This is a genomic window from Streptomyces sp. NPDC059994 (genome assembly GCF_042737755.1).
GTDB lineage: Bacteria > Actinomycetota > Actinomycetes > Streptomycetales > Streptomycetaceae > Streptomyces.
Genome location: NZ_JBHWUR010000101.1, coordinates 4,243 through 28,678, shown reverse-complemented (window position 1 = coordinate 28,678; position 24,436 = coordinate 4,243). Strand labels below are relative to the sequence as shown.

Annotated in this window: 24 protein-coding genes, 2 pseudogenes and 1 riboswitch; of the genes and pseudogenes, 11 read left to right on the top strand and 15 right to left on the bottom strand. The window is 72.7% G+C overall.

Annotated features, from left to right (window positions below):
* Window positions 1-125: 125 nt before the first annotated feature.
* Both ACFWA7_RS32580 and trpS read right to left on the bottom strand, forming a co-directional pair.
* The gene (locus tag ACFWA7_RS32580; protein ID WP_385544970.1) at window positions 126-701 is read right to left on the bottom strand and encodes a 2'-5' RNA ligase family protein; all 576 of its coding nucleotides are present in this window, start codon (window positions 699-701) and stop codon (window positions 126-128) included.
* 181 nt (window positions 702-882) lie between these two features.
* Window positions 883-1,875, bottom strand: a complete 993-nt coding sequence (gene trpS, locus ACFWA7_RS32575; protein WP_385544967.1) for a tryptophan--tRNA ligase — start codon at window positions 1,873-1,875, stop codon at window positions 883-885.
* Window positions 1,876-2,183: 308 nt separating this feature from the next.
* On the opposite strand from trpS, the pseudogene ACFWA7_RS32570 reads away from it, so the two are divergent.
* Both ACFWA7_RS32570 and ACFWA7_RS32565 read left to right on the top strand, forming a co-directional pair.
* A pseudogene (locus ACFWA7_RS32570) lies at window positions 2,184-2,560 on the top strand (RNA polymerase sigma factor); the annotation flags it as partial.
* A gap of 89 nt (window positions 2,561-2,649) precedes the next feature.
* Window positions 2,650-2,964, top strand: coding sequence for a hypothetical protein (locus ACFWA7_RS32565; protein WP_385826681.1), 315 nt, complete (start codon window positions 2,650-2,652; stop codon window positions 2,962-2,964).
* Between the two features lie 20 nt (window positions 2,965-2,984).
* On the opposite strand, the gene glyA is transcribed toward ACFWA7_RS32565, so the two are convergent.
* Complete coding sequence (gene glyA / locus ACFWA7_RS32560) at window positions 2,985-4,256, bottom strand: serine hydroxymethyltransferase (RefSeq protein ID WP_385826679.1); 1,272 nt, start codon at window positions 4,254-4,256, stop codon at window positions 2,985-2,987.
* Window positions 4,257-4,281: 25 nt separating this feature from the next.
* Window positions 4,282-4,371: riboswitch (ZMP/ZTP riboswitch) on the bottom strand.
* A gap of 111 nt (window positions 4,372-4,482) precedes the next feature.
* Here glyA and rocD point away from each other — a divergent pair.
* Both rocD and ACFWA7_RS32550 read left to right on the top strand, forming a co-directional pair.
* Window positions 4,483-5,691 carry an ornithine--oxo-acid transaminase gene (rocD, locus tag ACFWA7_RS32555; protein ID WP_385544957.1) on the top strand — a complete coding sequence of 403 codons (1,209 nt, stop codon included), beginning with the start codon at window positions 4,483-4,485 and terminating at the stop codon, window positions 5,689-5,691.
* Window positions 5,692-5,791: 100 nt separating this feature from the next.
* The gene (locus tag ACFWA7_RS32550) at window positions 5,792-6,082 is read left to right on the top strand and encodes a hypothetical protein (RefSeq protein ID WP_385544954.1); all 291 of its coding nucleotides are present in this window, start codon (window positions 5,792-5,794) and stop codon (window positions 6,080-6,082) included.
* A gap of 23 nt (window positions 6,083-6,105) precedes the next feature.
* Here ACFWA7_RS32550 and ACFWA7_RS32545 read toward each other — a convergent pair whose 3' ends face one another.
* Together ACFWA7_RS32545 and ACFWA7_RS32540 are read right to left on the bottom strand one after the other, a co-directional pair.
* The gene (locus ACFWA7_RS32545) at window positions 6,106-7,287 is read right to left on the bottom strand and encodes a glutathionylspermidine synthase family protein (protein WP_385544951.1); all 1,182 of its coding nucleotides are present in this window, start codon (window positions 7,285-7,287) and stop codon (window positions 6,106-6,108) included.
* A 3-nt stretch (window positions 7,288-7,290) separates the two neighbouring features.
* Window positions 7,291-7,623, bottom strand: a complete 333-nt coding sequence (locus tag ACFWA7_RS32540; RefSeq protein WP_385544948.1) for a hypothetical protein — start codon at window positions 7,621-7,623, stop codon at window positions 7,291-7,293.
* Between the two features lie 144 nt (window positions 7,624-7,767).
* On the opposite strand from ACFWA7_RS32540, the gene ACFWA7_RS32535 reads away from it, so the two are divergent.
* Window positions 7,768-8,595, top strand: a complete 828-nt coding sequence (locus tag ACFWA7_RS32535; protein ID WP_385545027.1) for a hypothetical protein — start codon at window positions 7,768-7,770, stop codon at window positions 8,593-8,595.
* Window positions 8,596-9,155: 560 nt separating this feature from the next.
* On the opposite strand, the gene ACFWA7_RS32530 is transcribed toward ACFWA7_RS32535, so the two are convergent.
* On the bottom strand, window positions 9,156-10,577 hold the full coding sequence (locus tag ACFWA7_RS32530) for a PLP-dependent aminotransferase family protein (protein WP_385826677.1): 1,422 nt from the start codon (window positions 10,575-10,577) through the stop codon (window positions 9,156-9,158).
* A gap of 47 nt (window positions 10,578-10,624) precedes the next feature.
* Between ACFWA7_RS32530 and ACFWA7_RS32525 the strand changes: the two genes are divergently transcribed.
* Genes ACFWA7_RS32525 through ACFWA7_RS32515 form a run of 3 tightly spaced genes read left to right on the top strand, consistent with a single transcriptional unit; the run spans window position 10,625 to window position 12,323 of the window.
* Complete coding sequence (locus ACFWA7_RS32525; protein WP_385547618.1) at window positions 10,625-11,161, top strand: carboxymuconolactone decarboxylase family protein; 537 nt, start codon at window positions 10,625-10,627, stop codon at window positions 11,159-11,161.
* Window positions 11,158-11,607, top strand: a complete 450-nt coding sequence (locus ACFWA7_RS32520) for a carboxymuconolactone decarboxylase family protein (protein WP_385547621.1) — start codon at window positions 11,158-11,160, stop codon at window positions 11,605-11,607. The genes ACFWA7_RS32525 and ACFWA7_RS32520 overlap by 4 nt, the downstream gene beginning before the upstream one ends.
* Window positions 11,595-12,323, top strand: a complete 729-nt coding sequence (locus ACFWA7_RS32515) for an isocitrate lyase/phosphoenolpyruvate mutase family protein (RefSeq protein WP_385826675.1) — start codon at window positions 11,595-11,597, stop codon at window positions 12,321-12,323. The genes ACFWA7_RS32520 and ACFWA7_RS32515 overlap by 13 nt, the downstream gene beginning before the upstream one ends.
* 19 nt (window positions 12,324-12,342) lie before the next feature.
* Here the strand turns inward: ACFWA7_RS32515 and ACFWA7_RS32510 are convergent, their stop codons facing one another.
* From ACFWA7_RS32510 to ACFWA7_RS32480, 7 genes are all read right to left on the bottom strand, one after another.
* The gene (locus ACFWA7_RS32510; protein ID WP_385826673.1) at window positions 12,343-13,371 is read right to left on the bottom strand and encodes a hypothetical protein; all 1,029 of its coding nucleotides are present in this window, start codon (window positions 13,369-13,371) and stop codon (window positions 12,343-12,345) included.
* Between the two features lie 3 nt (window positions 13,372-13,374).
* Entirely contained in the window at window positions 13,375-13,752 is a 378-nt protein-coding gene (locus tag ACFWA7_RS32505; protein ID WP_385826671.1) for a hypothetical protein, read from the bottom strand.
* Complete coding sequence (locus ACFWA7_RS32500) at window positions 13,739-15,433, bottom strand: hypothetical protein (protein ID WP_385826670.1); 1,695 nt, start codon at window positions 15,431-15,433, stop codon at window positions 13,739-13,741. Before ACFWA7_RS32500 ends, ACFWA7_RS32505 begins: the two co-directional genes overlap by 14 nt.
* 392 nt (window positions 15,434-15,825) lie before the next feature.
* Complete coding sequence (locus ACFWA7_RS32495) at window positions 15,826-16,815, bottom strand: malate dehydrogenase (RefSeq protein WP_385547636.1); 990 nt, start codon at window positions 16,813-16,815, stop codon at window positions 15,826-15,828.
* 215 nt (window positions 16,816-17,030) lie between these two features.
* Window positions 17,031-18,044: a DUF2690 domain-containing protein gene (locus ACFWA7_RS32490; RefSeq protein ID WP_385826668.1), complete on the bottom strand. Its 1,014-nt coding sequence runs from the start codon at window positions 18,042-18,044 to the stop codon at window positions 17,031-17,033.
* A gap of 374 nt (window positions 18,045-18,418) precedes the next feature.
* On the bottom strand, window positions 18,419-18,919 hold the full coding sequence (locus tag ACFWA7_RS32485; protein ID WP_385826666.1) for a DUF3017 domain-containing protein: 501 nt from the start codon (window positions 18,917-18,919) through the stop codon (window positions 18,419-18,421).
* A gap of 17 nt (window positions 18,920-18,936) precedes the next feature.
* Entirely contained in the window at window positions 18,937-19,797 is an 861-nt protein-coding gene (locus tag ACFWA7_RS32480; RefSeq protein WP_385547645.1) for a bifunctional methylenetetrahydrofolate dehydrogenase/methenyltetrahydrofolate cyclohydrolase, read from the bottom strand.
* A 206-nt stretch (window positions 19,798-20,003) separates the two neighbouring features.
* Between ACFWA7_RS32480 and ACFWA7_RS32475 the strand changes: the two genes are divergently transcribed.
* Window positions 20,004-20,636: a hypothetical protein gene (locus ACFWA7_RS32475; RefSeq protein ID WP_385547648.1), complete on the top strand. Its 633-nt coding sequence runs from the start codon at window positions 20,004-20,006 to the stop codon at window positions 20,634-20,636.
* A gap of 66 nt (window positions 20,637-20,702) precedes the next feature.
* Here the strand turns inward: ACFWA7_RS32475 and purH are convergent, their stop codons facing one another.
* Both purH and purN read right to left on the bottom strand, forming a co-directional pair.
* Window positions 20,703-22,259, bottom strand: coding sequence for a bifunctional phosphoribosylaminoimidazolecarboxamide formyltransferase/IMP cyclohydrolase (purH, locus tag ACFWA7_RS32470; RefSeq protein ID WP_385826664.1), 1,557 nt, complete (start codon window positions 22,257-22,259; stop codon window positions 20,703-20,705).
* Complete coding sequence (gene purN, locus ACFWA7_RS32465; protein ID WP_385547654.1) at window positions 22,256-22,891, bottom strand: phosphoribosylglycinamide formyltransferase; 636 nt, start codon at window positions 22,889-22,891, stop codon at window positions 22,256-22,258. Before purN ends, purH begins: the two co-directional genes overlap by 4 nt.
* A 433-nt stretch (window positions 22,892-23,324) precedes the next feature.
* Between purN and ACFWA7_RS32460 the strand changes: the two genes are divergently transcribed.
* Window positions 23,325-24,230, top strand: coding sequence for a hypothetical protein (locus ACFWA7_RS32460; protein WP_385826662.1), 906 nt, complete (start codon window positions 23,325-23,327; stop codon window positions 24,228-24,230).
* Between the two features lie 18 nt (window positions 24,231-24,248).
* A pseudogene (locus ACFWA7_RS32455) lies at window positions 24,249-24,436 on the top strand (hypothetical protein); the annotation flags it as partial.

Below are 24,436 nucleotides of genomic sequence, written 5' to 3'. Positions count from 1 at the left end.
GCCCCGGAGCGGGGTGCAGGGGCCGCGGGCCCCGCAAGGGGGTCCGGGGGCGGAGCCCCCGGGAGGCCACCTTCACCCCCACCCACCCCCGGCGGGTCCGGGGAACGGGCGGGGTGGGGAAACCCTCACGCCCGAACGGACGGCTCGTCCCGCGAGCCCCCCTGAACCGGCACCCCGCTCAACCCGAACCCGTACTCGTACAGCTTCCGCCACACCCCGTCCACACCCTGCTCGTACAGAGCGAACCCCCCACACGTCCACTCCGCCTCGAACCCCCCCAGCTCGGCGAACGCCCGGTCCATCCCCTCCTCGGAGATCCCGTGCGCCACCGTCACATGCGGGTGGTACGGAAAGTGCAGCTCGCGCACGAGCGGCCCGGCCTCGTCCCGCACCCGCTGCTGCAGCCACGCACAGTCCGCCCCGCCCTCGACGACCTGCACGAACACCACCGGCGACAGCGGCCGGAACGTCCCGGTCCCCGACAGCCGCATCGGAAACGCCCGCCCGGCCGCCGCGACCTCGGCCAGATGCGCCCGGATCGCGGGCAGGCAGGCCGCGTCGACCTCGGTCGGCGGAAGGAGGGTGACGTGCGTGGGAATCCCGTACGCGGCGGGATCCCCGAAGCCCGCCCGCCGCTCCTGGAGCAGGCTGCCGTACGGCTCCGGGACCGCGATCGAAACGCCGAGCGTTACGGTCCCCACGTCGTTCTCCTCCGTCGTTGTCCGGGTACGTCTGTGTCCGTCAGTGTGCAGTGTGGCGGGCGCGCCGCCGTTCTGACCAGAGCCCTCGGCCGGGCCACAGGTCACACGGCCCGGGGCACGACCCGGGGCGCGTGCCACGCCCGCGTGCCGCGCGCCCCCACGCCCCGCGCCTCGGTGCGGCTCAGTGCTTGGCGGGCAGGAACCCGACCCGCTCATATGCCGTGGCCAGCGTCTCGGCGGCGACCGCCCGCGCCTTCTCCGCACCCTTGGCCAGGACAGAGTCCAGCGTCTCGGGGTCGTCCAGATATTCCTGCGTCCGGTCCCGGAACGGCGTGACGAACTCCACCATCACCTCGGCGAGGTCCGTCTTCAGCGCCCCGTACATCTTGCCCTCGTACTCCGTCTCCAGCTCGGCGATCGTCTTGCCGGTGAGGGTGGAGTAGATCGTCAGCAGGTTGGAGACGCCCGGCTTGTTCACCGCGTCGTACTTGATCACCGTGTCCGTGTCGGTGACCGCGCTCTTGACCTTCTTGGCCGTGGTCTTCGGCTCGTCGAGCAGGTTGACCAGGCCCTTCGGCGTGGACGCCGACTTGCTCATCTTGATCGACGGGTCCTGCAGGTCGTAGATCTTCGCCGTCTCCTTGAGGATGTACGGCGCCGGGATCTTGAACGTCTCCCCGAACCGGCCGTTGAACCGCTCGGCCAGGTCACGGGTGAGCTCGACGTGCTGGCGCTGGTCCTCGCCGACCGGGACCTCGTTGGCCTGGTAGAGCAGGATGTCCGCGACCTGGAGGATCGGGTACGTGAAGAGGCCGACGGTGGCGCGGTCGGCGCCCTGCTTCGCCGACTTGTCCTTGAACTGCGTCATACGGGACGCCTCGCCGAAGCCCGCCAGGCAGTTCATGACCCAGGCGAGCTGGGCGTGCTCCGGCACATGGCTCTGCACGAAGAGCGTGCAGCGCTCCGGGTCGAGCCCGGCGGCGAGCAGCTGCGCGGCGGCGAGCCGCGTGTTGGCGCGCAGCTCCTTCGGGTCCTGCGGAACGGTGATCGCATGCAGGTCCACGACCATGTAGAACGCGTCGTGGGACTCCTGCAGCGCCACCCACTGGCGGACCGCGCCGAGGTAGTTGCCGAGGTGGAACGAGCCTGCGGTGGGCTGGATTCCGGAGAGCACGCGCAAACCAGGGGGCGTCGCGGAGCGACTCGGCTGAGGGTGGTGGTGGGCGACGGGAGGGCGATCAGAGGCCATGCTCATCATTCTCTCAGGTGGCGCCGACACCTCGGAAACCCTTGTGGATACGAACCGGCGCACCGGTCCCGGGACGAACGCACGAACGGATCGAGGACCGGATCGAGGACGCCACACGAACGAGTCCGCACAGGCTCCGAGCTTGCCCCGAACAGGTGGGAAATCCGGGGCGGGCGGTGTATCCGAGGTGTGAGGACGCGGGAGGGGGGCGGATCGACGTCGACGAGGCCGCGGTGATCGCACGCGTACGCGCCGGGGAGGTGGAGGCGTACGCCGAGCTGCTGCGCGCCCACACGGCCCCGGCCCTGCGGGTGGCGGCGGCGTTCGGCGCGGGGGCGGACGGGGAGGATGTGGTGCGTCCGCGTTCTTCAAGGCGTACTGCTCGCTGGGCCGCTTCCGGGACGGCTCCCCGTTCCGGCCCTGGCTGATACGGATCGTGGTGGATGAGACGAGGAACACAGTGCGCTCCTCGGCCCGCCACCGCGCAGCCACGGGCCGGCAGGCGGCGCTGACGGAGGCCGAGCCGTTGATACCGGAATCGGCGGACCCGGCGGTCGCCGCGGTCGAGGAGGAGCGCCGAGCGCGGCTCACGGCCGCGGTCGACGAGCTACCGACGCTGGTCTGGCAGGCGCACGGCGAGCTGACCCCGCGCCTTGAGGTACGCCGCCGGCCGAGCCGGAGGAGGAGCAGGCGGAGACGGTGACGGTGACGGTGACGGCCGGTGGGAGCGTCTCCGACGGCTCGACGACGGCCGGCTGGTGGCAGGCCCTGCCGGACCTGGCCGTCGGGGCCGCGCCGGCCCTGCTCATACGCCCGTGGGCGACCCGGCTCCCGGCCATCGTCGCCGCCTCCTGGCAAAGCCGCGACGATGGGCCACGCCAGGAGCTGCGGGACGTGGACGGGCCGGGCGACCCGGGCGACCGGGGCGGTGGTGCCCGAGCCGATGCGGTACCGCGCCCCGTAAGGGGCGCGGGGAACTGCGCGACCAGCCACAGACGACCCGCGGCCGCCTGAAGGCACTTCCGGCGAAGCGCTCAGTCCGTCGGAAGCCCCGGTGCCGGGAACGCGGCCATCAGTTCGGCCACCTCGGCGCGGATGACCGCGAGGGCGTCCTCGTCGCCGGTGCGGGCCGCGTTGACGCCCCGGTCGATCCAGTCGGCCACGGCCGCCATGTGCTGCGTACCGAGCCCGCGGGAGGTGAGGGACGGGGTGCCGATCCGGATGCCCGAGGGGTCGAACGGCTTCCTCGGGTCGTACGGGACGGTGTTGTAGTTGACGACGATCCCGGCCCGGTCGAGGGCCTTGGCGGCGACCTTGCCCGGGACGTCCTTGGGAGTGAGGTCCATCAGGATCAGATGGTTGTCGGTACCGCCCGAGACCAGGTCGAAGCCGCGCGCGAGGAGCTGCTCGGCGAGGGCCCCGGCGTTGGCGACGACGGCCTGGGCGTAGTCGCGGAAGGAGGGCTGGGCCGCCTCGTGGAGGGCGACGGCGATCGCGGCGGTGGTCTGGTTGTGCGGGCCGCCCTGGAGGCCGGGGAAGACGGCCTTGTCGATGGCCTTGGCGTGCTGCTCGCGGGACATGAGCATCGCGCCGCGCGGGCCGCGCAGGGTCTTGTGGGTGGTCGTGGAGATCACGTCCGCGTGCGGGACCGGGGACGGGTGGGCGCCACCGGCGATCAGGCCCGCGATGTGCGCGACGTCGGCGACCAGGACGGAGCCCGCCTCCCGGGCGATCTCCGCGAAGGCCGCGAAGTCGATGGTGCGGGGCAGGGCGGTGCCGCCACAGAAAATGATCTTCGGTCGTTCCTTGAGGGCGAGTTCGCGCACCTCGTCGAAGTCGATCAGGCCGGTGTCGTGGCGGACGCCGTACTGGACGCCGCGGAACCACTTGCCGGTCGCGGAGACGCCCCAGCCGTGGGTGAGGTGGCCGCCCATCGGCAGGGCCATGCCCATCACGGTGTCGCCGGGCTCGGCGAAGGCGAGGTAGACGGCGAGGTTGGCGGGCGAGCCGGAGTAGGGCTGGACGTTGGCGTGCTCGACGCCGAACAGCGTCTTCGCCCGCTCCACGGCGAGCGTCTCGACCAGGTCGATGTTCTGCTGGCCCTCGTAGTACCGGCGCCCCGAGTAGCCCTCGCTGTACTTGTTCTGCAGCACCGTGCCGGAGGCTTCGAGGACGGCCTGCGAGACGTAGTTCTCGCTGGGGATCAGCCGCAGGGTGTCCGACTGCAGCCGTTCCTCGGCGGCGACGAGCGCGGCGAGTTCGGGGTCGGTGGCGGAAAGGGCCGGGTGGGAAAGGGGCAGGCTCATGGCGTCCTCCGGGGTCCGTCGTGGTCCCGGGTGCCCAGGCGGGCGGCACCTCGTGCGCATGTGACGCACGGCTTCCCCGGGGTCGCTTCCCCGTTCGCCAGTCGCCGTACGTACCACCCACCCTAACGGGCACGTCGGGAATCAAGGTTTCCTCGTCCGGCATCCGAGCGACGATAGAAACTGGACGCTACCCCCGTCCCACGCCGCACGATGAAACGGAGACCCCGTGTCGACTACATCGGACGCCATCCGCTCTGCCGAGGCCCACAGTGCGCACAACTACCATCCGTTGCCCGTCGTCGTCGCCTCGGCCGAGGGCGCGTGGATGACCGATGTCGAGGGGCGCCGCTTCCTCGACATGCTCGCCGGGTACTCGGCGCTGAACTTCGGGCACGGCAACCGCAGGCTGATCGACGCGGCCAAGGCGCAGCTGGAGAGAGTGACGCTGACGTCGAGGGCGTTCCACCACGACCGGTTCGCCGAGTTCTGCGGGCAGCTCGCCGAGTTGTGCGGCAAGGAGATGGTGCTGCCCATGAACACCGGGGCGGAGGCCGTCGAGACGGCCGTGAAGACCGCCCGGAAGTGGGGGTACCGGGTCAAGGGCGTGCCGGACGGGATGGCGAAGATCGTGGTCGCCGCCAACAACTTCCACGGGCGCACCACCACGATCGTCAGTTTCTCCACGGACCCGGAGGCCCGCGCGGACTACGGGCCGTACACCCCGGGGTTCGAGATCGTGCCGTACGGGGACCTGGCCGCGCTCTCGGCGGCCGTCACGGAGAACACCGTGGCGGTGCTGCTCGAACCGATCCAGGGCGAGGCCGGGGTTCTGGTGCCGCCGCACGGATATCTGCCGGGCGTACGGAAGCTGACGCGGGAGCGGAACGTGCTGTTCATCGCGGACGAGATCCAGTCGGGTCTCGGCCGGACCGGGAAGACGTTCGCGTGCGAGCACGAGGACGTGGTGCCCGATCTGTATGTACTGGGCAAGGCGCTCGGCGGCGGCGTGGTGCCGGTCTCGGCGGTGGTGGGCTCGGCGGAGGTGCTCGGGGTGTTCCGCCCCGGCGAGCACGGGTCGACCTTCGGCGGCAACCCGCTGGCGTGTGCGGTCGGCCTGGAGGTCATCGCGATGCTGCGCACCGGTGAGTACCAGCAGCGGGCGACCGAGCTCGGTGAGCACCTCCACCACGAGCTGGGCCTGCTGGCCGGTACCGGGGCGGTGGAGGCGGTGCGCGGGCGCGGTCTGTGGGCGGGCGTCGACATCAACCCGTCGCACGGGACGGGGCGGCAGATCTCCGAGCAGCTGATGGCCCGGGGCGTCCTGGTCAAGGACACCCATGGCTCGACGATCCGGATCGCCCCGCCCCTGGTGATCAGCAAGGAGGACCTGGACTGGGGGCTCGACCAGCTGCGGGCGGTGCTGGCGCAGGAGTAGTCCCGGGCAGGCTGTGCGGGGCCCCGGCCGGTCGCCGGTGCAACCGGGTTCTGCGGCAGGACCGTTGACCATACCGGTAGTCCGGACCAACGATGCCGCCATGCCGAGACCCCGCACAGCACGCGTCGCCTCCGTGGCCCGTGCCGCGTTCGCCCTGCTCGTTCCTCTGCTGGTGCTCGTCGGACCGGCCGGGCCCGCGCGGGCGGACTGGCCCGAGCCGGTGCCCGTGGTGACGCACGTCCAGACCGGGAAGCCGGTCGTCTTCATCACGATCGACATCGTGCTGCTGCACTTCAGCGACACCGTTGCGGCCGACCTGACGCGGGCGCTCGCGGCGGCCGACGCGGCGGGGCTGAGGCCCGCGCCGCTGCGCGACTGCATCGCGGAGTGAGGGGGCCCCGGCCCCGGCCCCGGCTAGCGGATCACATGCGGGATGAACCGTGCGTACTCGTCCGTGATCGGGCCCGAGGACTCCCGGATGCCCAGGCCCGCCGCCTCGTCCTCGACGACCCAGGCGCCGAGGACGACCCGGTTCCCCTCGAAGTCCGGGAGCGGGGAGAGGGCCTGGTAGCAGGCGGGTTCGTCGCGCGGGACGGGCGGCGCGCCCGGGGCGTGGATCTCGACCCCGGCGCCCTCCCGGCCGAGCAGCGGCTTGGAGACGTATCCGGCGGTGCGGGCCAGCTCACGCGGGCCGTCCAGATACGCCGGGAGCAGGTTCGGATGGCCGGGGAACAGCTCCCAGAGGATCGCGAGCAGCGCCTTGTTGGAGAGCAGCATCTTCCAGGCGGGCTCGATCCAGCAGGTGCTGCCGGTGCCGCCGCCGTTGTCCAGCGTCTCCAGGACCTGCGGGGCGAACCGGTCCGTGGTCAGCCACTCCCACGGGTAGAGCTTGAAGCAGCTGCGGATGAACCGGAGGCGGTCGTCGACGAAGCGGCCGGTCAGGCTGTCCCAGCCGATCCGTTCCACCGACAGGGCCGCCGTCTCGATGCCCGCCTGCTCCGCCGTCTCACGCAGATACGCGACGGTCATCAGGTCCTCGCCGAGCTCGTCGTCGTCCGAGTGGGCGAAGTGGAGCGGGCCGGGCGGGAGCAGCGGGGCCTGCCGCTTCCAGGCGGCGATCAGGCGTTCGTGGAGCGAGTTCCACTGGTCGGCGCCCGGGAAGCGCTCCTCCATCCAGAACCACTGCGGGCTCGCCGCCTCGACCAGCGAGGTGGGGGTGTCGGCGTTGTACTCCAGCATCTTGGCCGGGCCCGTACCGTCGTACCGCAGGTCGAAGCGGGCGTATATGGACGGGAGTTCGGAGCGGCGGTGCCAGGATTCGGCCACCCGGGCGGCGAGCGCCGGGTCGGTGATGCCGAGGTCCGCGAAACGGTTCCGCTCGACGATGTGCGCGGCCGCCGCGAGGCACATCCCGTGCAGCTCCTCGACGACTTCCTCCAGCGCCTCGACCTCGGGGAGCGTGAAGGAGTAGTACGCGCTCTCGTCCCAGTACGGGCGCAGCGAGTCGTCCGGGTAGCGGGTGAGGGGGTAGATCAGGCCCTGGGCCTCGACGGTCCGCTGCCAGCCGGGGCGCGGGTCGATGCGGTGGCGCTGCATCGGTCAGCCGCCGCCCGAGCCGGAGTGGCCGCCGAAGCCGCCCCGGTCGACGCCGCCGGAGGAGCCGGAGGAGGTGGACGAACCCGAGGTGCCGGAGGAGCCGGAGGAACCTGAGCCGGACCTGTTGAAAGAACCGCCGTAGACGGCGCCGTTGCGGGTGTGGCCGCCGTAGTAGTACGAGCCGTGGCCACCGCTCTTGCACTCGTACTTCGGGAGCTCCTTGTGCGAGACGGGGTCGACGCAGCGGCGGTCCGGCTCGTGGGAGCACGCCGTCAGCGTGGCGGCGAGCACCCCCATGCCGCCGAGCACCACCGCTGTGGACCGGAATCTGCGCATGTGCGGGCCTCCCCCTCGTGATCTCGTACATATGTCTGGGACGCGAACCGGCCACACCCTAGTTCCCGGCCATCCGGGAAGCGGAATCCGCTCGCCCCCGCTCCCTGAACCCCCTTCCATTACAGTCCGTCTGTGCTCTTTGGGATGATCTGCGCGCTGGGGTCGGCGGTCTGCTACGGCACCGCGACCGTTCTGCAGGCCGTCGCGGCCCGGGCCGCTTCGGCGACCGGAACCGCCCGGGACGCCGGGGTCGATCCCGCGCTGCTGCTGCGGGCCGTGCGGCAGTGGCGCTACGTCGCCGGGCTCGGTCTCGACGGCCTCGGGTTCGTCCTCCAGATCGTGGCGCTGCGGGCGGTCCCGATCTACGCGGTCGGGGCGGCGCTCGCCGCGTCGCTCGCGGTGACGGCGGTGGTCGCGGCGCGGGTACTGGCGGTGCGGCTCTCCGGTACGGAGTGGGCGGCCGTGGGGGTCGTCTGCGCCGGGCTCGCGATGCTGGGACTCGCCTCCGGCGAGGAGGGCCACGAGGACGGGCCCGCCGCGCTGCCCTGGGCGCTGCTCGCGGTCGCGGCCGCGATCCTGCTGGCCGGGGCGGTCGCCGGGCGGCTGCCGGGACGGGCGCGGGCACTGGTGCTCGGGCTCGGGGCGGGGTGCGGGTTCGGAGTGGTCGAGGTCGCGGTGCGGCTCATCGACTCCGTCGACCTCACCAATCCGGCGTTGTACGCGCTGCTGCTGGGCGGGGGCGCGGCCTTCTTGCTGCTGACGTCGGCGCTCCAGCGGGGGTCGGTGACGACGGCGACGGCGGGGATGGTGCTCGGCGAGACGATCGGGCCCGCGCTGGTGGGGGTGGTGTGGCTGGGCGACCACACGCGGTCCGGGCTGGGGTGGCTGGCGGTCACGGGGTTCGCGGTGGCGGTCGCGGGGGCGCTGGCGCTGGCGCGGTTCGGGGAGGCGCCGGGGGAGGGGGCGGCGTAGCGCCTTGATGCCGCGGGCCGGGGGTGCCCCGGTTCCCTGGCGGGGTGAGCCCCCACCCCGCCCCTTCCCCAAACCCTCCGGGGGTGGGGGTGGGCTGAGGTGGGTTCCCCGGGGGCTCCGCCCCCGGCCCCCGGGCGGGGCTGCGCCCCTGCACCCCCTTCGCGGGGCCTGCAACCCCCTTCGCGGGGCCTGCACACCCCCTTCGCGGGGCCTGCAACCCCCTTCGCGGGGCCTGCACACCCCCTTCGCGGGGCCTGCACACCCCCTTCGCGGGGCCTGCAACCCCTGCACCCCGCTTCGGGGCTCCGCCCCGGGCCCCGCTCCTCAAACGCCGGAGGGGCTGAATTTGCCCGGGGCCCCGCTCCTCGCACACCGAAGAGGCTGAACTTGCCCGGGGTCCTGCTCCTCGCACGCCGAAGAGGCTGAACTTTCCCGGACCCCACTCCTCGCACGCCGAAGGGGCTGAAATGTGGCCGGGCCCCGTTCTCCCTCAAGGGGCGCGGGGAACTGCGCGACCAGCCACAGACAACGCGCAGACGAACCACCGCCTCCCCGGACGGCTACGGCAGCACCCTGCACAGCGCATCCAACGCCCCCGCCCACCCACTGTCCGCCGGCGCCGCATACCCCACCACCAGCGCATCCCGGGCCGCGGGCGTGCGCGGGTGGCGGAAGGCGGAGAGGCCCTGGAGGGCCAGGCCCTGCCAGGCCGCGGCCTGGATGACCGCGCGCTCGGTGCCCGGAGGCAGCTCCAGGACGGCGTGCAGGCCCGCCGCGATCCCGCTGACGCGGACCTCCGGCGCCCGCTCGGCCAGCGCCGCCACCAACTGGTCGCGCCGGCGCCGGTAGCGAAGCCGCATCCCCCGCACATGGCGGTCGTACGCGCCCGAGGCGATGAACTCGGCGAGAGTCAGCTGGTCGAGCGCGCCGCACGACCAGTCCACGTCCCCCTTCCTCTCCGCCACCTCCCCCGCCAGCCGTTCGGGCAGCACCATCCACGCCAGCCGCAGCCCGGGCGCGAGCGACTTGCTGGCGGTGCCGAGGTACACGACGTGCTCGGGGTCCAGGCCCTGGAGCGCGCCCACGGGCTGGCGGTCGTAGCGGAACTCGCCGTCGTAGTCGTCCTCCAGGATCAGCCCGTCCGTGGCCCGCGCCCAGTCGACGACCGCGGCGCGCCGGTCCGGTGGCAGCGCGACCCCTACCGGGAACTGGTGCGCGGGTGTCAACAGCACCGCCCCCAGGCCCTTCGCCTCCCCCAACTCGCCCGTCAGCGTGCCGTGTTCGTCGAACGGCAGCGCCGGGGTGCGCAGACCCGCCCGCGCCAGCTGGTCCCGGTGCACATCGAGGCCGTACGACTCGACGCCGATCTCCCGCACCCGGCGCGCCCGCAGCACTCGCCCGAGCAGCATCAGGCCGTGCACGAAGCCCGCGCAGACGACGATCCGCTCGGGGTCCGCGTGGACCCCGCGCGCCCGCGCCAGATAGTCGGCCAGGACCGTGCGCAGCTCGATGCGGCCACGCGGGTCGCCGTAGCCGAAGGCCTCGTGTGGCGCGGCCGTCAGCGCCCGCCGGGAGGCCTTCAGCCACTCGGCGCGCGGAAAGGACGCCAGGTCGGGGCTGCCCGCGATCAGGCTGTACGCGGGGGTGCGGCGCGCCGGGTGCCGGGGTCCGGACGGCTGGGGGCGGCGCGGCGCGGTCCGCTGGGCGACCCGGGTCCCGGAGCCCTGGCGGGCGGTGAGCCAGCCCTCGGCGACGAGTTCGGCATACGCGTCGGCCACCGTGTTGCGCGCGACGCCCAGGTCCGCGGCGAGCGAGCGCGACGAGGGCAGCCGGGCGCCGGGGGCGAGCCTGCCGCCCCGTACTGCCTCGCGCAGCGCGTCCATGAGGCCGGCGCGCAGCCCGCCCGCGCCCACCTCCACATGGAGGTCGACACCGAAGACTTTGGCCGGAGTTCCGGAGGAAGTGGCCCAGGATTCCACCATGAAAATGGACCATACCCGTGTGACATGTGCCGCGTACCGTCACTTCCATGACGACGAACGGGAACACGGTGAGCGAGAGCGACGAGAACAAGGACGGCAAGGACGCCCCTTACGCGGCCGAGCAGGCCCCCCGCCTGCACTGGGCCAAGGCCGCCCCCGAGGTCTACAAGGCCATGGTCAAGCTGGAGGCCGCAGCCGGGCGCGGGGTGGACCCGGTGATCCACGAGCTGGTCAAGATCCGTGCCTCGCAGCTCAACCACTGCGCGTTCTGCCTCGACATGCACACCAAGGACGCGCTCGCGGCGGGCGAGTCGGTCGAGCGCATCGTGCAGCTCAGCGCCTGGGGCGAGTCGCAGCACTTCTACACCGAGAAGGAGCTGGCGGCGATCGAGCTGACCGATGCGATCACCGTCCTCACCGACGGCTTCGTGCCGGACGAGGTGTACGCGAAGGCCGCCGCGCAGTTCGACGCGACCGAGCTGGGTCATCTGATCGCCGCGATCACGGTGATCAACGCCTGGAACCGCTTCGGCGTGACCACCCGGATGACCCCGGGCCACTACACCCCGGGAATGTACAAGTGACCGCGCGCGCCTGGCAGGTTCCGCAGGAGGTCTACCGGGCGCTGGCGGGTGTGAGCGCGGCCGCCAAGAAGGCGCTCGACCCGACCCTGACGGAGCTGGTCATGGTCCGCGCCTCGCAGCTCAACCACTGTGCGTTCTGCCTCGACATGCACCTCGACCTCGCGCGCGACCACGGCGAGACCGAGGGACGGCTCGATCTCGTCGCGGCCTGGCGGGAGGCGGGCGACCGCTTCAGCGAGCGCGAGCGTGCGGCCCTCGCCCTCACCGAGGGCATAACGGTTCTGACCGACGGTTTCGTTCCCGACGAGCTGTACGAACGGGCGGCCAAGCACTTCGACGAGACCCAACTGGCCCACCTCATCGCCGCGATCACCGCCATCAACAGCTGGAACCGGCTGATGGTGGCCCGGCGAACCGCACCCGGAGAGACCGAATGGCACGGCTGACCCCCGTCGCCTCCTTCCGCGCCCTGCACCACGGGCGCGCCCCGGGCGACCCCCTGATCCTGCCCGGCCCGTGGGACGCGGCCAACGCCCGGATCTTCGAGGAGGCGGGCTTCCCCGCGCTCTCCACGCCGAGCGCGGGGGTCGCCGCGTCGCTGGGCTACGCGGACGGCGAGACACCCGGCGACGAGATGTTCGCGGCGGTCGCCCGGATCGTCCGGGCCGTCTCCGTGCCCGTCTCGGCGGACGTCGAGGGCGGCTACGGCCTCGCCCCCAGGGAGCTGGTGGCCCGGCTGCTCGACACCGGCGCGGTCGGCTGCAACCTGGAGGACTCGGCCGGCGGCGCCCTCAAGGACCCGGCGCGCCACGCCGACTGGCTGGCGGAGGTGCGCGCGGAGGCCGGGGACCGGCTCTTCATCAACGCGCGCGTGGACACGTACATCGAGGGCGTCACCGACCTGGACGCGACGATCACGCGGGCGCGCGCGTACGTGGCGGCGGGCGCCGACTGCGTCTACCCGTACGGGGCGCCCGCCGAGCACCTGCCGAAGATCGCCGCCGCCGTGCCGGCTCCGGTCAACCAGGTCGCGCTCGCGGACGGCCCGACCCCGCGCCGCCTCGGCGAACTGGGCGCCGCCCGGATCACGTTCGGGCCGCTGTTCCAGCGCCGCGCGATGAAGGCGGTACGGGAGGTCGCGGAGCAGCTGCGCACGGGCTGAGCCGGGGGGCCACCCTCTCTCAGTCCGGCGCGAACGTGCCGAGCACCGCGTTCAGCACCCCGAGCTGCGCGGGCCAGTCGTCGACGGGGCCGTACACCAGCACCGTGTACGGCACCCCGTTCCCGGCGACGAAGGAGCGGGCGACGCCCTGGATGCGCTCCACCGGGTCGGTGCGGTCGTACGCGTAGACCAGCTCGGCCGCGTCCGTGGCGGTCACCTCGGCCATCCGGCGCAGCGAGACCTCCTGGTAGCCGTGGTTGGAGGCGAGGTTGGCCGAGGTGACGCGCAGCGCCTCGTACGGGGTGATGCCCGGTTCCGTCAGCCGGAACATCTGGAGCAGGTAGCGCCGGTCGTACGAGCGGTAGAGGGCGCTGCCGCGCTCCTCGGTACGGGTCCAGGTGGCCGGTACCGCGACGCTCCAGCCGAGCGGGTCCGCCACCCGGCGGAAGCCGTCCGGTACCGCGACGGGGCTCCTCTCGGGCGACGCGCTGCCGGTGGGCGTGTCGCTGGGAGTGTCCGTGGGCGTGTCCGTCGGGCTGTCCGTCGGGCTGTCCGTCGGGCTGTCCGTCGGCGTCCCGGAGGGGCCGGTCCCCACCGACGCGGAGGACGAGGCGCCCGCCACTCCCCCGCTCCCCGAGCCGCCGCCCCTGCCCCACATCAGCCAGCCGCCTGCCAGACCGCCCGCGAGGACGGCGGCCGCGACCGCCGCGACGACCGCCCGCTGCCTGCGCCGCCCCGGGTCCAGTGGCGCGTACGGGGGCGGGTGCGCCGGATCGCGCGGCAGCTCGTACGCCCCCTGGGTCTCCGCCTCGTGATACGCGCCCGGCGACGGCCCGGAGCCCGGGCTCAGCCAGGCCGGCGCGGACCCCGGCGGCTCCGGCGGCAGGGGCGGCGGCGCCCCGAACAGCGGCGGCGACGAGGGCGGGTCGGCAGACGGATCCGGCGGCCGGGGAGCCGCTCCGGCGCCCCGGCGCGGCGGGGGTCCGCCCTGCTCCCAGCTCTGCGTCTCGTCGTTCCAGTGGGCGCCCCCACCACGTCGTGCGCTCATGGCTCAGCCGCCCAGGAGCGTGGCGACCGTCCGGCCGACGGCGGCCGCCGAGGCGAGGACGCCGGTGAGGCCCTCCGCGTCGGCGAGTGCCTGGCGCAGCCGGGCGAGGCGCCCCGGGCTCGCCGCGCCCGCCGCGGCGATCTCGGCCTCCGCGTCGGCCGCCGCGCCGTCGAGTGCCCGGATGCTCCCGCCCGCGACCACCCGGGCGAGGTCGGTGCGCAACTCCCTTAGCGCTTCGAGCAGTTCGGCCTGCACCGGGTCGGCCGGCGCGCCGCCCTGCTGGTTGGTCACGGTGTTGTGGTCGCCGATCGCCATCGCGCCCACCACGCTGCCGATACTGATCCCGCCCCGCCGCTTCCCCTGCCCGTCATCCGTCGCCACGGCCGCCTCCCGTTCCCGCTCTGCCCGTTCGGTTGACCACCGTGTTGCGGTTGCCGATGGCGATGGCTCCCCTGGCGGTCTCGATGAACGTCGCCCCCTCGGCGACGTTGACGATCTTCTGGACGAACTCGTCCGTCTCCCAGCCCGCCTCCTGGAGCGCGAGCCGCACCCCGTTGTTCACCCGGTCCTGAATCGACTTCAGATAGCGGCTGACGTCCATCTCCTGGAAGAGCGAGGCGTCGTTGTCGGAGCCGAGCTCGCGCACCGCCCGCACCGGCCCCTCCGGCAGCGCCCTGCCGTGCCCTCCGGTGGCCAGCCGCCACAGCGATACGGCCCCGCGCCACAGCGTGAGCACCGCGCGCCCGGCGGCGACCGGGGTGTGCCCCATCGCCCAGGCGGCCTTGCCGAAGCGGTTGTTGTGCCGGTAGCGGTGGGCGACCCGGTCGGCGTCCTGGTACAGCTGCTTCACCGGGCGCAGCACGTGCGGGGCGACCTCCAGCATCAGCATCCCGCCCTGGGTGTGGACCCGTACGAAGACCGTGGTGACGATCTCCTCGCCCCAGCCGCCGACCCGGATCCGCAGGAAGTGCCGCCGGGTCTCGCCGCCCTCCTCGATCGCGTGCGCGCGGTGCTCCTCGAAGGCGCGGGCGGTGTACGGGGCGTCGGCGCGGGTCGGCAGCCCGACGACCGGCAGGAACACGATCTCGTCGAGCTCCAGGTCCCGCAGCCGGTCGCGGACCGCGTCGGCGAGCTCCGGCGAGCCGTGCGGGGACGGGACCCGCAGCGCCTCCAGGAGCGGGACGATCCGGCGCAGGATCGCGCTGTTGTCGAGCGGGTCCGGCTCCCGGTCCTTGCCGGGCCGCAGCTCGACGGAGAGGGACCACGGCTCGTACGGCCGTCCGGCGCCGCAGAACGGGTTGGCGACGCGGTAGAGCACCAGCGGCGCGTGCTGCTCGGCGCGGATGCGGCGGGACAGGCGCCGGAAGCGGACGCCGTCCGCCGCCTCGGCCGGGTCGGCGTCGAGCCCCGGGAACCGGGGTCTGGACAGCTCCTCGGTGAGCGACTTGGCGAACTGGCCGCGCTGCATGGCGACCGCCCACGCGAGCAGCAGCGGCAGTACGAGCGCGCACCAGGCCTGGATGCGTTCGTCGCCGGAGGGACGGCTGCCGAGGGGCCCGGGCAGCCCCGGGAGCGTCGCCGAGCCGCCCTCCAGGGCGGGGACGAGGAGGATCACCAGGGCCCACAGGTAGAACGTCCACCCGGTCCAGCGCACGTACCAGGCGGCGATCCTGCGGTACCAGAGCGGCCGCTCCAGGGGCCCGCGGATCCAGCCCGCCAGGGTGAACAGCAAGAACGCCGGGAGGTAGAGCAGGATCAGCCACTGGGTGAGCGGGACGGCCACGATCCACAGCAGCACGATGGCGGCGGACCAGCCGATCTCCAGGCGCCGGGCGCGCAGGGCGTGCGCGAGAACGCGCGCCGCGTCGATGCCGAGCGAGGGGGCGGCGATGCGCTCCTCGTGGACGTACAGCTCGTCGATGACGGCGTCGCGGAAGGCCCCGTCCAGATACGCGCCGGCGCACAGCAGCCGGGTGGCCTCGCTCGTGCCGGGCGCCCTCGGACCGGCCGGACCGCCCGGCTCCGGCCGGCCCGGCTGCCGCGGCAGGTAGGTCTGCGTCAACGGTCCCCCCGATGAGCGAACTCCCCAACGCCTACAGACGAGTTATCTGTGACGAAGGCCACAGCGTAAAGGAGGGACACCCTCCGTGTCGTACGCCAAAAAGACCACCCCCGGCGGCCTGGTGGGGCTGCCGGGGGTGGTGGGTGAGCCGAGGCTCAGGTGCTGCTGGATGAGGCCGGGCTCGCGCACGGCGTCCCACGCAGAACTTGAACGGTCCGGATCAGGCCGAGCTCGCGCACGGGGTCGCGCGCCGTTCTTGAACGGCTCAGATCAGGCCGAGCTCGCGCACCGCGTCGCGCGCCGTTCTTGAACGGCTCCGCTCGCACCCCTCGGCCCCGGAGGGCCTCACAGGCTTCGTGGAGCCGGCCGGCCTCCGACCGGCGAGCGCGGGCTCAGATCAAGCCGAGCTCGCGCACCGCGTCGCGCTCTTCCTTGAGCTCCTGCACCGACGCGTCGATGCGGGCGCGCGAGAAGTCGTTGATCTCCAGGCCCTGGACGATCTCGTACTTGCCGTTCTTGACCGTGACCGGGAAGGACGAGATGAGGCCCTCGGGGACGCCGTAGGAGCCGTCGGACGGGATGCCCATGGAGGTCCAGTCGCCCTCGGCGGTGCCGTTGACCCACGTGTGCACGTGGTCGATGGCGGCGTTGGCGGCGGAGGCGGCCGAGGACGCGCCACGGGCCTCGATGATCGCGGCGCCGCGCTTGGCGACGGTCGGGATGAAGGTGTCGGCCAGCCACGCCTCGTCGTTGACGAGCTCGGCGGCGTTCTTCCCGGCGACCTCGGCGTGGAAGACGTCCGGGTACTGGGTGGCCGAGTGGTTGCCCCAGATCGTCAGGCGCTTGATGTCCGAGACGGCCGCGCCGGTCTTCTTCGCGAGCTGCGAGATCGCCCGGTTGTGGTCCAGACGGGTCATCGCGGTGAAGCGCTCGGCCGGCACGTCCGGGGCCGCCGCCTGCGCGATGAGGGCGTTGGTGTTGGCCGGGTTGCCGACGACGAGGACCTTGATGTCGTCCGCGGCGTTGTCGTTGATGGCCTTGCCCTGCGGCTTGAAGATGCCGCCGTTGGCGGAGAGCAGGTCGCCGCGCTCCATGCCCTTCGTCCGCGGACGGGCGCCGACGAGCAGCGCCACGTTGGCGCCGTCGAACGCGACGTTCGGGTCGTCGGTGATCTCGATGCCGCGCAGCAGCGGGAAGGCGCAGTCGTCGAGCTCCATGGCGGTGCCCTCGGCGGCCTTCAGGCCCTGCGGGATCTCCAGGAGACGGAGGTTGACCGGCACGTCCGCGCCGAGCAGGTGACCGGAGGCGATACGGAAGAGCAGCGCGTAGCCGATCTGTCCGGCCGCGCCGGTGACGGTGACATTCACGGGAGTGCGGGTCATGGCGATCTCCGTTTAGAACAGCAGGTGGTGGGGGGTAGCCCCTAGTTCCGGCTATCTCTTCACGTCAAGGTCCCGCTCGGTGCTCCCCGGACCTGCCGGGGGAAAACCGAACTGAATCTTGACGTGAAGAGATATCCAGCGATCAGGCTATCCGACCCCGGCCACCCCTGACCCCCACCCCCCTGTGGGACGTCTCACCCCGTACTCCGGGCGGCTCACTGCCGTACCGTGCAGCCCTTCTTGCCGGAGACGAGGGTCGCGCACGCCTTCGCCGACGTCGGGCCGTCGACCGCGAGCATCTTGGTGTACGCCTCCTTGTCCGCGTCCACCGTCCCGCTCCCGCCCGCCGTGGTGCCCGCGTTGATCTGCACCTTGTCGCCGGGCGCGGCCTGCTGGATGCGGGCCCAGGCGGCCTGGCAGGTCTGGCTGTAGCGGACCTGCACCAGCGTGGCGCCGATCTTCGCGGACGCCACGGTCTTGGCGAACGCGCCGCCGCACCCCATCACTTCCGGGTCCTGCCCGTTGCAGCTGTCGCGGGCGCACTTCACTCCCGCGGGCAGCGAGGGCGCCGAGGTGCTGGGCGTCGGCGAGGGCGTCGGGGCCGCCTTGTCGTCGCTGCCGCCACCCAGATCGGTGAGCAGCACGGCCGCCGCGATGACGAGCAGGGCGCCGACGACGCCCGCCACGAACATCGCCAGTCTGCGCCGCCCGCCGGTCCCCCGTCCGTCCCCACCGCCCGGACCCCGGTTCGGGCCCTGCGGCGGCACGCGTCGGCCCGCGCCAGGATCGGCCACGGGGACACCGAGCCCGGACGGCCGGGGCGCGGTCGGCAGCGGCTCGGCGCGCTGGGGCACCGGGCTCTGCGGCCCGCCGCCCCCGGGGGGCGGGCCGAACTCGCCCAGCGCCGCCCGCGCCTGGGATATCCGGATCTGCTCCATGGTCAGGTCGTGGCGCATCTCGGCGCGGCTCCAGGCCCGCTCCGCCAGCTCCCACATGGTGGTCAGATGGATGGGATTGGTGCCGGTGACCTCGGCGAGCGCGACGATCGCGCCCTTGGGCGCGAGCAGCCGTCCGCCCAGATAGCGCTCCCACGAGGTCTTGCTGTAGCCGGTGCGGTCGGCGACCGCCGCGAGGCTCAGTCCGCTGCGGTCGACCAGCCTGCGCAGCTGGCTCGCGAACTCCCTGACCTGTGGGTCGAGTTCTTCCGGCAGCGCCTTCCAGCGAGGCATGTGCTTCCCCCTTGTCCCCCCATACGTGCCCGATGCACCCCCGAGACCGTGCCGCCCCGCGACGCGCCCTTGGTCCCTGTTCGGCCCCCATCCTCCCATCGGCGCGGGGCGCCGTCACCAAGGCCCCCGCCGCCCGGGGGCGGCTGTTGCCCGACGCACACACAGTTGCGGAACGGTCACCTCCGCGCCACAGGCCTCCGGCTTCCCTTGTAGCCGCCTTGGCGCGTCCATGACTCTTACGTCCACGGGGGACAGACGGCGCCCGTCGTCCCACGGGGGAGAGGACGGGCGCCGTTCTGTTTTACGTACGGATGACGCACGGGTTCACGTACGGATGTACGAACGGAGGCGCGCAGGCGTTCACCCGCGCCCGCTCAGCGCACCGTGAACCGGACCGCGTCCTCCAGGAACGGGATGTCCAGCCAGGGCTTGGGCTGCGCCACCAGCGCCAGCAGCACGATCAGGACGCCGAGCACGCCGTACGTGGTGATGTCGGTGAACCGGGAGCGCACCGCCAGCATGCCCACCGACGGCAGCATCCAGCGCAGCACGCCGCCCGCCAGCAGGGCCAGACCGATGATGATCAGCCCGACCCGGAACAGGTCCACGGAGACGAGCAGCAGCCCGAGCCCCGTCGCCCCGAGCACGGTCAGCAGCGGCCACTGGCGCGCGGGCGCGGGCGAGGCCCCGGAGGCCGCCCGCCCGCCGCCCTCGGGCCGCGCGGTGTCCCGCGTGACCGAGGGGAACCGCCGGGAGCCCTTGCGGGACGGCTTGCCCGTCGTGGCCCCCGGGGACGGCTGGGCGCCGCTCGCCGGCGGCTCGGCGGGGTCGCCCCCGCCGGTGCCGCCGTCCCCCGTACTCGTATCGGCGTCCATGCCCAGATCCCTTCCGGTCAGCTCGCGGCCACGCCGCGCTCCGCCGCTTCGACGACGTTCACCAGCAGCTGTGCCCGGGTCATCGGACCGACGCCGCCCGGGTTGGGGGAGATCCAGCCCGCCACCTCGGCGACACCGGGGTGCACATCCCCGAGGATCTTGCCGTTCTCGTCGCGGCTGACGCCGACGTCGAGGACGGCCGCGCCCGGCTTGACGTCCTCGGGCCTGACCAGGTGCGGCACCCCGGCGGCGGCCACGATGATGTCGGCCCGGCGCAGATGGGCGGCGAGGTCGCGGGTGCCGGTGTGGCACTGCGTCACCGTCGCGTTCTCGGAGCGGCGGGTCAGCAGCAGCGGCATCGGGCGCCCGATGGTGACACCGCGGCCGATCACCACGACCTCGGCGCCGTTGATCTCCACACCGTGCTTGCGCAGCAGCTGGATGATCCCGTACGGCGTGCAGGGCAGCGGGCCCGGCTCGTTGAGCACCAGACGGCCGAGGTTGGTCGGGTGCAGCCCGTCCGCGTCCTTGGCCGGGTCCATCAGCGTCAGGATCCGGTTCTCGTCGATGCCCTTGGGCAGCGGGAGCTGGACGATGTAGCCGGTGCACTCCGGGTCCTCGTTCAGCTCCCGGACGACCGCCTCGATCTCCTCCTGCGTGGCGGTGGCGGGCAGTTCGCGCTGGATGGAGGCGATGCCCACCTGAGCACAGTCGCGGTGCTTGCCCGCCACGTACTTCTGGCTGGCGGGGTCCTCACCGACCAGGACGGTGCCGAGACCGGGGTGGACCCCCCTCTCCTTGAGGGCCGCCACGCGGACGGCCAGATCGGACTTGATCGCTGCGGCGGTGGCCTTGCCATCGAGAATCTGGGCGGTCATGTTTCCCATTCTTCCAGGGCGACTCATGATCGCCCAAGTTGCACTTGCACAACACATCCAGCTTCCGGCTGGACAAACTTATGTCTTGTTTAGAACGATGATCTGCGCAGTACCGCGGGCAGTGCCGGGGGGCGAACCGCTCACACATCAACTTTCCTCCGCTCGGGCCGCGTCGTCCCCGCACGGAACAACGGAGGAATCCCGTCATGAGCTTCGGCGACCCGAACAACCCGTACGGCCAGGCGCCCCCGCCCCCGCCCCCGCAGGCGCCCCCCGGCTACGGCTACCCGGCCGCGCCCCAGGGCGTACCGCAGCAGCAGGCGTACGGCTACCCGCAGCAGCCCGGCTACCCGGCCTACCCCGGCGGCATGGTGATGCCTCCGCAGATGCCGGGCCTGATGCAGACCGCCCGCGTCTTCCTGTTCATCGTGGGCGCCGTCCAGGTGCTGATCGGCATCCTGTTCCTCTTCATCGGCGCCGCGGCCAACGACGTGTCGAACGACGCGGACGACACCTTCGGCGACACCCCGTTCGGTGACATCGGCCACGCCGCCGCCGGGATCATGGTCGTCATCGCACTGCTCTTCCTCGGCCTCTCCGCGCTGTCGATCACGCTCGGCGTACGGCTGTCCAGGGGCCGCCAGGGTGTCCGCATCACGACGATGGTCTACGGCATCCTGGGCGCCGTCGTCGGTGTGCTCGCCCTGATCGGCTCCGCCAACAACAACTCCTCGGGCGGCCTGATCTGGGCGTTCCTGTGGATCGCCTTCGGCGGCATCATGGCGGCGGCCATGATGACCCGCGACGGCAGCGCCTGGTTCAACCGCCCGCGCTACTGAGCCACTTCCGCGTCACCGCGCGAAAGGCCGCACCCCGCACCGGGGTGCGGCCTTTCGCATACGCGATCAGTGGAAGAAGTGGCGCGTGCCGGTGAAGTACATCGTCACGCCCGCCTTCTTCGCGGCCTCGATCACCAGCTCGTCGCGGACCGAGCCGCCCGGCTGCACGACCGCCTTCACGCCCGCGGCGGTCAGGATCTCCAGACCGTCGGGGAACGGGAAGAACGCGTCCGAGGCGGCGTACGAGCCCCGCGCACGCTCCTCGCCGGCCCGCTCCACGGCGAGCTTGGCCGAGTCGACCCGGTTGACCTGGCCCATGCCGACGCCGACCGAGGCGCCGTCCTTGGCGAGCAGGATGGCGTTGGACTTGACGGCCCGGCACGCCTTCCACGCGAAGGCCAGCTCCTTGAGCTCGGCCGCGGAGAGCGCCTCACCGGTGGCCAGCGTCCAGTGCGCCGGGTCGTCGCCCTCGGCCTGGAACACGTCGGTCTGCTGGAGCACGGCGCCGCCCGAGACCGGCTTGAGGTCGCCGGGCTGGTGCGGGGTGCCGTCGACCTTGAGGACGCGGATGTTCTTCTTGCGCGCCAGGACCTCGACCGCGCCGTCCTCGTACGCCGGGGCCGCGATGACCTCGGTGAAGATCTCCGCGACCTGCTCGGCCATGGCCACCGTCACCGGCCGGTTGACCGCGATGACCCCGCCGAAGGCGGACAGCGGGTCGCACTCGTGGGCCTTGCGGTGGGCGGTGGCGAGGTCGGCGTCGACGGCGATGCCGCACGGGTTGGCGTGCTTGATGATCGCGACGCAGGGCTCGTCGTGGTCGTAGGCGGCCCGGCGGGCGGCCTCGGTGTCCACGTAGTTGTTGAAGGACATCTCCTTGCCGTGCAGCTGCTCGGCGTTGGCGATGCCGCCGGGCCGGCCGTCCGTGTAGAGCGCGGCGGCCTGGTGCGGGTTCTCGCCGTAGCGCAGGGTGGACTTGCGCTCCCAGGTGCCGCCGAGGAAGCCGGGCAGTGCGGCGCCGTCCTCCGGCGCGTACACATTGGTCATCCAGGAGGCCACGGCCACGTCGTACGCGGCGGTGTGCTGGAACGCCTCGGCGGCCAGGTGCTTACGGGCTTCCAGGTCGAAGCCGCCGCTCCCGACGGCCGCGAGCACGTCCGCGTACCGCTCGGGGCTGGTGACGACGGCCACCGACGGGTGGTTCTTTGCGGCGGCCCGGACCATCGAGGGCCCGCCGATGTCGATCTGCTCGACGCACTCGTCGGCGGAGGCGCCCGAGGCGACGGTCTCCTTGAACGGGTACAGGTTGACCACGACGAGCTGGAACGGCTCGACGCCGAGCTCCGCCAGCTGCTCGCGGTGCGAGTCCAGGCGCAGATCGGCGAGGATCCCGGCGTGCACACGCGGGTGCAGCGTCTTGACCCGCCCGTCCAGGCACTCGGGGAAGCCGGTCAGCTCCTCCACCTTGGTGACGGGCACCCCGGCGGCCGCGATGCGCCCGGCCGTCGACCCGGTGGAAACGAGCTCCACCCCGGCCGCGTGCAGCCCACGCGCCAGCTCCTCCAAACCAGTCTTGTCATAGACGCTGACCAGCGCGCGACGGATCTCCCGCTTGCTACTCACGGCAACAGAACCTTTCGTCCCTCAATGCGATATCCGTCGCGGGCCAGCCGCCCCACGACGTCGACGAGCAGCCTTCGCTCGACTTCCTTGATGCGCTCATGGAGCGCGTCCTCCGTGTCGTCCGCCCTGACCTCGACCACGCCCTGGGCGATGATCGGGCCGCTGTCGACGCCGTCGTCGACGAAGTGGACGGTGCATCCGGTGACCTTGGCGCCGTACGCGAGGGCGTCACGGACGCCGTGGGCGCCGGGAAAACTGGGCAGCAGGGCGGGGTGCGTATTGACGACCTTCCCGCCGAACCGGGCGAGGAAGTGCTTCCCCACGATCTTCATGAAACCCGCGGACACGACGAGGTCCGGCGCGTACGCGGCGGTGGCCTCGGCGAGCGCGAGGTCCCAGGCGTCACGGGTGGGGTGATCCTTCACCCGGCAGACAAAGGTGGGCAGACCAGCCTTTTCGGCCCGCTCCAGCCCGGCGATCGCGTCCCGGTCGGCCCCCACGGCCACGATCCGCGCGCCATACCCGTCCGGGTCGGCGGCGATGGCGTCGAGCAGGGCTTGGAGGTTCGTACCGGATCCGGAGACCAGCACGACGAGGCGTGCCGGAGCGGCGGCGGGGGGCGGGGAGGCCACGGCTGGGCCCTTTCTCGCGTACGGGGTGAGGCGTGGTGGGTCTGTGCCGGTGCGTGCGGTGCGCCCCGCCGTGCGGGGCCCGGCGCCTGGTCGGAGACCGCCCGCGACGCGCCTTTGTATGGTCGTACGAACGAGTCGCCCCCCTCGATACGGGGAACCCTACGAATGCGCCGACCGTCAGCAACGATACCGGCACACCGAACCGCCCCCACGGGACGGGGGCAGGCCCGGCAGGTAGCGTCTGGGGAGGCGCGGTCCGAGGACGGCGCCACGACGACGACATGAGCACGGATATGAGCACGGATTCGAGCACGCCGAGCGTCTGGCCGGACCCCCGCGCGGGAACCCGCCAGGAGCCCGCTTGACACTCGACCTCGATGCTCGACGAATGCGACCCCCTTGGCCAGGGGTCCGAGGGGAAGACGTTCACCAGATGCCGGACCGACGCGACCAGCCGTTCGCAGAACGCCAGTCCCCCGCGACGACGGATTCGACGGACCCGACGAACCCGACGGGCTCGACTCCGTCGCGGCGGGAGGAAGCCACGGGCGCGCGGGAAGACGGGGCCCGGGGCGAGGGTTCCGGTGCCGGGGCCGGGGCCGGGGCCGACGGATCCGGCACCGGGGGTGCGACCGGGACGCCGAGTGGCGGGGCCGGTCCTGGGGCCGGTCCTGGGGCCGATGAAGGCTCGGACCGGGCGCCCTCCGACGACAACCCCTTCGCGCCGCCGCCGGAGGGTCGCCCGGACCAGCCGTGGCGCCCGCGCCGCCCGGCCGACGGCTCGTCCCCCTGGGGCAGCCAGTGGAGCGACCGCCAGCCCGGCGCCGGCCAGGGCGGTTTCGGCAACCGCCCGGAGGACCCGGAGCGCGGCTCCGGCTCCGGCCCCGAGCCCGGCCAGAACCCGCCGCCGGGCCCCGCCCTGCGCTGGGACCCCACGGACCCGGCCCAGCGCCGGGCGCGCTACGCGCTGCTCTCGGGCATGTGGGCGTTCTTCTTCGCCCTGTTCGACATGACGGAGATCGCGCTGCTGCTCGGCTCCCTGGCGCTGTACTGGGCGATCAGCTCCCTCCGCGCCAAGCCGAAGCCCCCGGAGACCACCCCGGCACACCCCGCGTCGGCCCCGCCGCCGCCCCCCGCCAAGCCCCAGACGACGGCGGCGGTCACGGGTCTGGTGACGGCGATCCTGTCCCTGTCGATCGTGGCGGCGACGTTCACGATGCAGATCGTGTACCGCGACTACTACACGTGCGTGGACGACGCCCTGACGAAGACGGGCTCCCTGGCATGCAACGACTTGCTGCCGAAGCCGCTGGAGCCGTTGTTCGGGGTTAAGGAGTAGGAGTCGGGGCTTGACGGGGTGGCTCGCCGCGAGGCGGGCACCGCGACCGACGGGGTGGCTCGCCGCGAGGCGGACACCGCGACCGACGGGGTGGCTCGCCGCGAAGCGGACACCGCGACCGACGGGGTGGCTCGCCGCGAAGCGGACACCGCGACCGACGGGGTGGCTCGCCGCGAAGCGGACACCGCGACCGACGGGGTGGCTCG

What these genes read in the sequence shown, in the direction of transcription:
- glyA (WP_385826679.1), bottom strand. Translation starts at nt 4,256, where the DNA reads ATGAGCCTGCCCCTTTCCCACCCGGCCCTTTCCGCCACCGACCCCGAA.
- ACFWA7_RS32550 (WP_385544954.1), top strand. Translation starts at nt 5,792, where the DNA reads ATGCCGAGACCCCGCACAGCACGCGTCGCCTCCGTGGCCCGTGCCGCG.
- ACFWA7_RS32545 (WP_385544951.1), bottom strand. Translation starts at nt 7,287, where the DNA reads ATGCAGCGCCACCGCATCGACCCGCGCCCCGGCTGGCAGCGGACCGTC.
- ACFWA7_RS32540 (WP_385544948.1), bottom strand. Translation starts at nt 7,623, where the DNA reads ATGCGCAGATTCCGGTCCACAGCGGTGGTGCTCGGCGGCATGGGGGTG.
- ACFWA7_RS32535 (WP_385545027.1), top strand. Translation starts at nt 7,768, where the DNA reads ATGATCTGCGCGCTGGGGTCGGCGGTCTGCTACGGCACCGCGACCGTT.
- ACFWA7_RS32530 (WP_385826677.1), bottom strand. Translation starts at nt 10,577, where the DNA reads ATGGTGGAATCCTGGGCCACTTCCTCCGGAACTCCGGCCAAAGTCTTC.
- ACFWA7_RS32525 (WP_385547618.1), top strand. Translation starts at nt 10,625, where the DNA reads ATGACGACGAACGGGAACACGGTGAGCGAGAGCGACGAGAACAAGGAC.
- ACFWA7_RS32515 (WP_385826675.1), top strand. Translation starts at nt 11,595, where the DNA reads ATGGCACGGCTGACCCCCGTCGCCTCCTTCCGCGCCCTGCACCACGGG.
- ACFWA7_RS32510 (WP_385826673.1), bottom strand. Translation starts at nt 13,371, where the DNA reads ATGAGCGCACGACGTGGTGGGGGCGCCCACTGGAACGACGAGACGCAG.
- ACFWA7_RS32495 (WP_385547636.1), bottom strand. Translation starts at nt 16,815, where the DNA reads ATGACCCGCACTCCCGTGAATGTCACCGTCACCGGCGCGGCCGGACAG.
- ACFWA7_RS32490 (WP_385826668.1), bottom strand. Translation starts at nt 18,044, where the DNA reads ATGCCTCGCTGGAAGGCGCTGCCGGAAGAACTCGACCCACAGGTCAGG.
- ACFWA7_RS32485 (WP_385826666.1), bottom strand. Translation starts at nt 18,919, where the DNA reads ATGGACGCCGATACGAGTACGGGGGACGGCGGCACCGGCGGGGGCGAC.
- ACFWA7_RS32480 (WP_385547645.1), bottom strand. Translation starts at nt 19,797, where the DNA reads ATGACCGCCCAGATTCTCGATGGCAAGGCCACCGCCGCAGCGATCAAG.
- ACFWA7_RS32475 (WP_385547648.1), top strand. Translation starts at nt 20,004, where the DNA reads ATGAGCTTCGGCGACCCGAACAACCCGTACGGCCAGGCGCCCCCGCCC.
- ACFWA7_RS32460 (WP_385826662.1), top strand. Translation starts at nt 23,325, where the DNA reads ATGCCGGACCGACGCGACCAGCCGTTCGCAGAACGCCAGTCCCCCGCG.